The sequence below is a fragment of the Velocimicrobium porci genome, from assembly GCF_009696045.1.
Lineage (GTDB): Bacteria > Bacillota > Clostridia > Lachnospirales > Lachnospiraceae > Velocimicrobium > Velocimicrobium porci.
Genome location: NZ_VUMT01000027.1, coordinates 20944 through 28349, shown reverse-complemented (window position 1 = coordinate 28349; position 7406 = coordinate 20944). Strand labels below are relative to the sequence as shown.

Below are 7406 nucleotides of genomic sequence, written 5' to 3'. Positions count from 1 at the left end.
ATCATGCACATGTAATTACAATATCCGGAAAATCATATCGGCTTAAAGATCATATCCAGACTGAAAATTAAAAAAGTTGTACATTATTATTTTGGAACTTTTGTACATTTTTGTATTGACATTTATAACTGGTATGTGAAGCAGGTCATGGAAGACTTTGTTGTGAGGGCAGAGCGTATCAGAGGCGGTGGAGTTGATCCAAGTGTAGACAACTTCCTAAAGATTACCCATGAGGCAAGATTACTCGGAACAGATGCAAGGCTGATTGATAAGGATGCGCCGAACAATCCGGATGGAAAACTCAATAAGGTAGCGGAGAATGTGTGGAAAGAATATGAGAAAGGAAATGCCAACGGTCATATAGGCTGCCAGCTTATTTTTTCGGACATCGGTACACCGGGACCGGATAAGGACTTTACCATCTATGATTATCTGAAGGAAACACTTATCCAGTATGGTATTCCGGCAGAGGAGATAGCATTTATCCATGATGCCAAGACGGATGCACAAAGGGACGTACTTTTTAAGGAGATGAGGACAGGTAAGAAGAAAGTGCTTATCGGTTCTACGGATAAGTGTGGAACAGGTGTCAATGTGCAGACACACCTTGTTGCAATGCACCATGTGGACTGTCCTTGGAAGCCAAGCTCAATAGAACAGCGAGAGGGACGAGGCATCAGGCAGGGCAACGAAAATGAAGAGGTGGCAATCTACAGATATGTTACCAAAGGAACCTTTGATGCATACAATTGGTCACTCGTCGAAAATAAGCAGCGTTTCATCAGTCAGGTCATGACAAGCAAGGCGGTAAGCCGAAGCTGTGAGGATATTGACGAGGCTACACTTTCCTATGCAGAGATTAAGGCGGTTGCTACAGGCAATCCTTTAATCAAGGAAAAGATGGAGATTGACAATGATGTCCAGAGATTAAAGCTCTTAAAAGCATCCTATGACAATCAGAGATACGGATTGCAGGATAACTTTATGATTAAATACCCGAAGCTGATTAAGACAGCAACCGAAAAGCTTGCCAATGTCCGTGAGGATGTAAAGGCTAGGGATAAAGAGTTGATTGATAAACCGGAATTTGCCATTACCATAGGCAAAGCAATCTACACAGAGCGAGTGGATGGCGGAACCATGATGCTTGAAGCAATCAGCAAGTGCAAGACCGGAGAGACAACCGCAATCGGTAAATTCCATGGATTTGAGCTGCTTGTAGAAAAGAACTTCCTTGGCATCAATTATATGGTGCTTCGTGGAAAGACTGAGTACAAGGCAGAGCTTTCTACAAGTCCTGTCGGCAGCATGGTGAAGCTTGAAAACCTGTTTAATGGACTTCATGAGAACATTGATTTCTTAGAAAAGAAGATTGAGCAGTACCAGAATGACCTTGAAGCATCAAAGACTGAGTATGATAAGCCATTTGCATACAGCACGGAGCTGGAAGAAAAGCTGGCAAGACAGTGTGAACTGAATGCCCAGCTTGACCTTGAGAACGCAAAGGCTGTGGATGCAGACCTGAGCGGACCGGAGGAAGAAAGAGAGGCAGATGACAGGATGGAAGCTGCAGCAATTGTAGCAGAGGATAAAGGTGCTTATCCAGCCGACAGAGAGGGCAGAACACGATAGGAGAGTGAATAATATGAGCATAAGAAAAGTGGTCGCAGGACTACTGATTACAGCAGGGATTGCCATTATGGCAGTCCCTTTTTTCTGGCGGGCAACCGGAGAAAAACAGACAGAACAGCTCATAAGTGAATTTGAGCAGACATTGGAGGATGATTACGATGAAGAAACAGATGTGGAGGAAGAGCAAACCTCCATTAGTAAAGAGGATGAAGCCATTCTTAAAGAAGGCGGTGTTATCGGCATCATTGAGATACCGGGCTTAGATATCAGGTATCCGGTAATGGAAGGAACCACAAGTAAAGTGCTTAATGCCGGGATTGGTCATATAGAAGAGACTGCAGGAATCGGAGAAAGTGGCAACTGTGTGTTGTGCGGTCATAATGGCAGCAGATATGGCACATTTTTTACACCACTAAGTCAGATATCCATAGGTGATGAAGTAATGATAACCGACAAAAATGGACTTAAACACATCTATGAGGTAACAGAGACAGAGGTAGTAAATCCGTATGATAACAGCATCAAGACACAGGGTACAGAAAAAGAATTAACTCTTTTTACTTGTTCCCAGAAAGGAACCATGCGTTTTGTGGTCAGGTGCATTTATAAGGAGGCGGTGATGGATGAATAAGAGATACCGGTTAGGTGAGATAGAAGAGGCAGTATCGGAAATGGAAGAGCTAATCGACATCGAGGATGATATTGCGGAAATTGATGATGACTTTCAGATAGTCGTAAGCGGCTGGTCTGTATATGTCGAAAGCATGAATCTGACACTCAGACAGGGAATAGCCTGTGTATGTGATGCGGAGGAAGGATTATTCATGCCTGATTTTGATGTGACTATCGTGTATGAGGGGAACATTGAAACACAGGAGTGGCTCTACTACGAGCAGGATGGAATGGTTGTTACACTTGGCAACTGGTTAAATGGCAGATTGTCTTGTGAACAGATAGAACAGCTTTGGTGTAAGCTTATCATACCGGAGCAAAACAAAGAACAAAAAGAAAGCGAGGAATAGCATATGAAGTATTCAATTAAGGTAAACGAAGTAAGAGCAAAAGAGGGCAGCAATATCAAAGGATTTGCAACAGTAGTATTCGGTGATTCATTTAAGATTACCAATATTGCAATCCTTGAGAATAAGGATAAGGGAGAGCTTTTCGTATCAATGCCAAGATACCGCTCCAATGAGCGTGATGAAAGCAACGGTGTGATCTATAAGGATGTGTGCAATCCTATTACAGCAGAGTTTCGAGAGGAACTCTATACCAATATCCTTGATGCCTATGCAAGAATTAAGGAACCGGAGAAAGAGGAGACACAGAAGCAGGAGCGTACACAGGAAATGCCGGAGTTTTCCGTAACTGTGACACCTTATGAGAGGGAAGGTAGTAACATCAAGGGACTTGCACGCATTTATTTTGAAAACAGTTTCATCGTAAATAATATCAATATCGTGCAGGGTAAAGAGAAAATCTTTGTATCAATGCCTTCTTATAAGACAAAGCAGGTGGATGAGCAGGGCAAGCCAATCTATCAAGATGTCTGCTATCCGGTCACAAAGGATTTCAGGGAAAAACTCTATAATGAGATTATCTCTGAATATGAGAAAGCAAAGGATAAGAGCAACGAAAAGGCGAGGGAGAGTGCCGAGAAACATCATGGCAATCCCGATAAAGAGAAGGACAAAGAGGCAACGCCCTTTCGATAATCAGTAATCAGAGTACAGGGGCGGCCAAGGCTGCCCCATTTACAGAATGGAGGAAACAGAATGGATATGGAAGCAGGAAAAACACTTACCAATGAGGAGGTCATAAGAGAACTTCTCGAACTATTAAAGAAAAATGCCATGAAAGAGCAGGCAAATGATGTATTTGAGATATGCAGCTATGTGGATGTACTGGAGAAAAAGATTGATTCCATGACGGAAGAACTCACCAATATGCAGAATCAGATCAAAGAAATGCAGGAAGATACACTTGTCAATAATGCTAAAAAGGCATTGTCGGAAGCACAGGAGCGACTTAATGCCAGATGTGAGCAGATAAAGTCGCAGGTATTGGAAGTGAAAGCACAGGTCAAATCTACAGCAAAGAGCATAGTTGATGAAGCAAAGGCAAAGGGAAGAGCTGCATTATACAGGGTGTCGGAGTTCTTAGGAATTAAGAAAAGGCTTCTTGATATCCGAGAGAATGTAAGAGGTGCAATCAAGACCACGGATAAGGATATAGCAAAGACAGCACTTCTTGCAAAAGGATTTAGTGAAGCCGGGCAGACAGCAGCCAATGCATTCCGTACTTTTGCTGACAAGCCAAAGGTGGATTACTCACAGAAAGAGCAGAAACATCCCATTACAAAGGCAGTACTTGCTCCGATGAAAGCAGTGAGAAAGTTGTTTGTATCAATGGAGCTGCATTTGGACGCTTCGATTGATAAGCTGGATAATCTGGCTATGAATGTGCAGCTTGATAAGGAAAAGCATATGGAGAATGCGAAAGCACATGAACAGACAGAGCCGGAGAGGGCAGGAGCTGAGAGAGTGGAAGCAGAGATTGTATATTTGCCGATGGTCGCCGAACCACAGGAGTATCAGTATAATGCAGATGCATTTGAGGCAAGAGGTGTGGATGAGGTGAAGCAGGAAGCGGCACACAAGGAAGTACCGAAGGTAAGAGAAGATAAAGCCAGATAGATGTGAGGACGTATCATCAGAAATGGTGGTACGTCTTTTTTTGGTGGAATGGAGATGTCATTTATGATATAATTTACTTAGATTTATGGTTTTTGATATTGTTGAATGATCTCATATAGTAAGATCGAATTGGAGGAATAGACATGGTGTATTGTTCAAAATGTGGTAAACAAATGGATGATAGTGCAACATTCTGCTCAGGCTGTGGAGCACCATTACAGAATCAAATTAATTATGCAGTTCCGGATATTAACAAAGCTCGTAAGCCTGGATTTGGAGTAGCAGCACTTGTGCTTGGTATAGTGGGAGTATTAGCATGGATTATTCCAATAATTGGATTACCAGTTGGAATTATAGCTTTGGTACTTGGAATAATAGGATTAAAGAAGAGTAGTAAAGGAATGTCAATAGTGGGTATTGTATTAGGTATTATATGTCTTGTGTTGACAATAATAAATAGTGCAATCGGTGCATATCAAGGATATCATGGCGAAGCATGGTTTCAAAAAGGTTCAAATAATATAGAAGAAAATGTCAGTGATAATCAGCCCTCAGGGAAACAAGAGACAAATGTATTCACATTACGGGATAGCGATGGGAATATACTTATGACTGGTGGTATAAAATCGGCAGAAGCAACAATGGTAGATAATGGCGACGGAATCAAGAAGGCAGTAGTACAAATAGAGTTTGATGATGAATCAACGAAAACATTTGCAGATATTACTACAAATAATATTGGAAATACGATAGGCATTTATTTGAATGATGAAATGATTGCAAATCCAAGGGTAATGTGTGCAATAACTGAAGGTAGTTGTCAAATAGAAGTAGATACATATGAACAGGCTCAGGTATTGTCTGAGGCGCTTGAAAAGTGCAAATAATATTTGCAATATGGAAGTAAATTGTGCCAAGTCCCGTTTTTTGGACATTAAATGATATAAAATAGGAATCAAGATAGAAGTATCCTGCCTTGGTTCCTTTTTTCTTTAGAAAATAGCATTCAATATTTGCAAATGCAAATTGTATATTCGCAATTTGTGTGCTATACTTATAATGATGGTATTAGATTACGACAATTGTTAGAGAGAGGAAATACTTATGGCAATTAGTTATAATGGATTGTGGAAACTACTGATTGATAACAATATGAAAAAGGGAGATTTGTGTGCTAAGACTGGTCTTAGTTCCAGTACAATAGCAAAGATGACAAACTGCGAGTCAGTTAAACTATCTGTTCTGGAAAAAATCTGCAAAGAGCTGGATTGTAACTTTGGAGATTTGGTTGACTATGTACCGGATGAAGAAGAAAAGTAAATTACTTTATGGAGGAAAATGAAATGGCTACGAGAAGTGCAAAAATAGATCAAAAAGCAGATTTAATATGGGCAATAGCCGATAAGCTTACCGGGGTGTATAAACCACATGAATATGGTGATGTTATACTTCCGCTTACGGTGATTCGGAGATTTGATTGTATTCTTCATGATAAAAAAGATGAAGTTTTGAAGAAATATGAGGAAGTGAAAAATCTCCCAATGAAAGATGTACTGCTTCGTAAGACTTCCGGCTATGATTTTTACAATACCAGTAAATATACTTTTGAGAGACTGATGGACGATCCGGATAATATTGAGGATAATTTTCGTGATTATCTGAATGGATTTTCAGAGAATGTTCGGGATATTCTTGAAAAGTTTAAGTTTGATGGTCACATCACCACTATGGCAAATAAGGGAATCTTATATATTGTTTTAAAGGAATACACAACAGATAGAGGAAATCTTCATCCGAATGAAATCTCTAACCTTGAAATGGGCTATATCTTTGAAGAGATTATAAGAAGATTTTCCGAGTCTCATAATGAAGATGCAGGACAGCATTACACTCCAAGAGAAGTTATTCAACTTATGGTCAATATTCTCTTCTATGATGATAATGATATCCTTTCCGGTAATAATGTGGCAAAGACGATTTATGACCCGGCATGTGGAACCGGAGGTATGCTTTCTGTTGCAGAGGAATATTTACACAGTCTGAATGCTTCTACAGAGCTTGTATCTTTCGGACAGGAAATTAACGATCAGACATTTGCAATCTGTAAGGCGGATATGCTGATTAAGGGGAACAATGCAGATTATATCAAGGATGGCAACACATTATCAGATGATCAGTTTGCAGGCAGTACCTTTGATTATATCTTATCAAATCCTCCGTTTGGACGTGAGTGGAAGAATGAAAAGGCAAAAGTAGAGGAAGAGGCAAAGCTTGGCTTCGGAGGAAGATTTGGAGCAGGGCTTCCGGCTGCAAGTGACGGACAGATGCTTTTTCTTATGACAGCGATATCAAAAATGAAAGATATTGATAAGGGTGGAAGCAGAATTGCAATCATTCATAATGGTTCACCACTCTTTACAGGAGATGCAGGGAGCGGACCTTCTGAAATCAGAAGATATATTCTCGAAAATGATTTACTTGAGGCAATCGTTGCTTTACCGAATGATATTTTCTATAACACAGGAATTGCAACCTATATTTGGGTATTGTCAAATAAAAAGGCAGGTACAGTCAGAGAGGGGAAAGTACAGCTTATTAATGCCAATGAGATGTTTGTGAAGAGAAGAAAGGCATTGGGAAATAAGCGAAATGATATATCTGAGGAGGATATCGCTGAGATTACAAAGATTTATGGTGATTTTAAAGAGAGTGAAATCAGCCAGATTTATAATAACGAGGATTTTGGTTATACCAAGATTACTATAGAAAGACCGCTTCGTGATGAAGAAGGCAATCTGGTATTGAAAAAGGGAAAGAAACAGCCAGATACCAGTCTTCGTGATACAGAAAATGTTCCACTGAAAGAAGATATTAAAGAATACTTTGAAAGAGAAGTACTGCCATTTGCACCGGATGCATGGATTGATGAGAAAAAGTCAAAGGTGGGATATGAAATTCCATTTACAAGATATTTCTATAAGTATGAAACTCCAAGACCATCAGCAGAAATCATGGCAGAGATTATGGATTTAGAGACAGAACTATCTGGAAGTCTTGAGGAGGTGTTTGACCTATGAG

The 7406-nt window shown here is 40.2% G+C and carries 8 protein-coding genes; all 8 read left to right on the top strand.

The genetic code is table 11. The features are described 5' to 3' along the window. Positions 1-147: 147 nt before the first annotated feature. The 8 genes from FYJ58_RS12960 to FYJ58_RS12925 all read left to right on the top strand — a co-directional run bounded on the left by FYJ58_RS12960 (position 148) and on the right by FYJ58_RS12925 (position 7405). Entirely contained in the window at positions 148-1632 is a 1485-nt protein-coding gene (locus FYJ58_RS12960) for a helicase C-terminal domain-containing protein (protein ID WP_235912653.1), read from the top strand. Positions 1633-1645: 13 nt separating this feature from the next. Further along, positions 1646-2263, top strand: coding sequence for a class D sortase (locus FYJ58_RS12955; protein ID WP_075720921.1), 618 nt, complete (start codon positions 1646-1648; stop codon positions 2261-2263). Then, positions 2256-2654 carry a hypothetical protein gene (locus FYJ58_RS12950; protein WP_154520138.1) on the top strand — a complete coding sequence of 133 codons (399 nt, stop codon included), beginning with the start codon at positions 2256-2258 and terminating at the stop codon, positions 2652-2654. The genes FYJ58_RS12955 and FYJ58_RS12950 overlap by 8 nt, the downstream gene beginning before the upstream one ends. Before the next feature lie 3 nt (positions 2655-2657). Next, positions 2658-3347, top strand: coding sequence for a SpoVG family protein (locus tag FYJ58_RS12945; protein ID WP_005340521.1), 690 nt, complete (start codon positions 2658-2660; stop codon positions 3345-3347). A gap of 60 nt (positions 3348-3407) precedes the next feature. Then, positions 3408-4328 (top strand): DUF6674 family protein, encoded by a 921-nt coding sequence (locus FYJ58_RS12940; RefSeq protein ID WP_154520137.1) that lies wholly within the window; start codon positions 3408-3410, stop codon positions 4326-4328. A gap of 143 nt (positions 4329-4471) precedes the next feature. After that, a complete protein-coding gene (locus FYJ58_RS12935) occupies positions 4472-5215 on the top strand; it encodes a SecDF P1 head subdomain-containing protein (RefSeq protein WP_154520136.1) in 744 nt (247 codons plus the stop codon). 217 nt (positions 5216-5432) lie between these two features. Beyond that, complete coding sequence (locus FYJ58_RS12930) at positions 5433-5648, top strand: helix-turn-helix domain-containing protein (RefSeq protein ID WP_154520135.1); 216 nt, start codon at positions 5433-5435, stop codon at positions 5646-5648. A gap of 23 nt (positions 5649-5671) precedes the next feature. Further along, positions 5672-7405, top strand: coding sequence for a type I restriction-modification system subunit M (locus FYJ58_RS12925; RefSeq protein WP_154520134.1), 1734 nt, complete (start codon positions 5672-5674; stop codon positions 7403-7405). Position 7406: the final 1 nt, after the last annotated feature.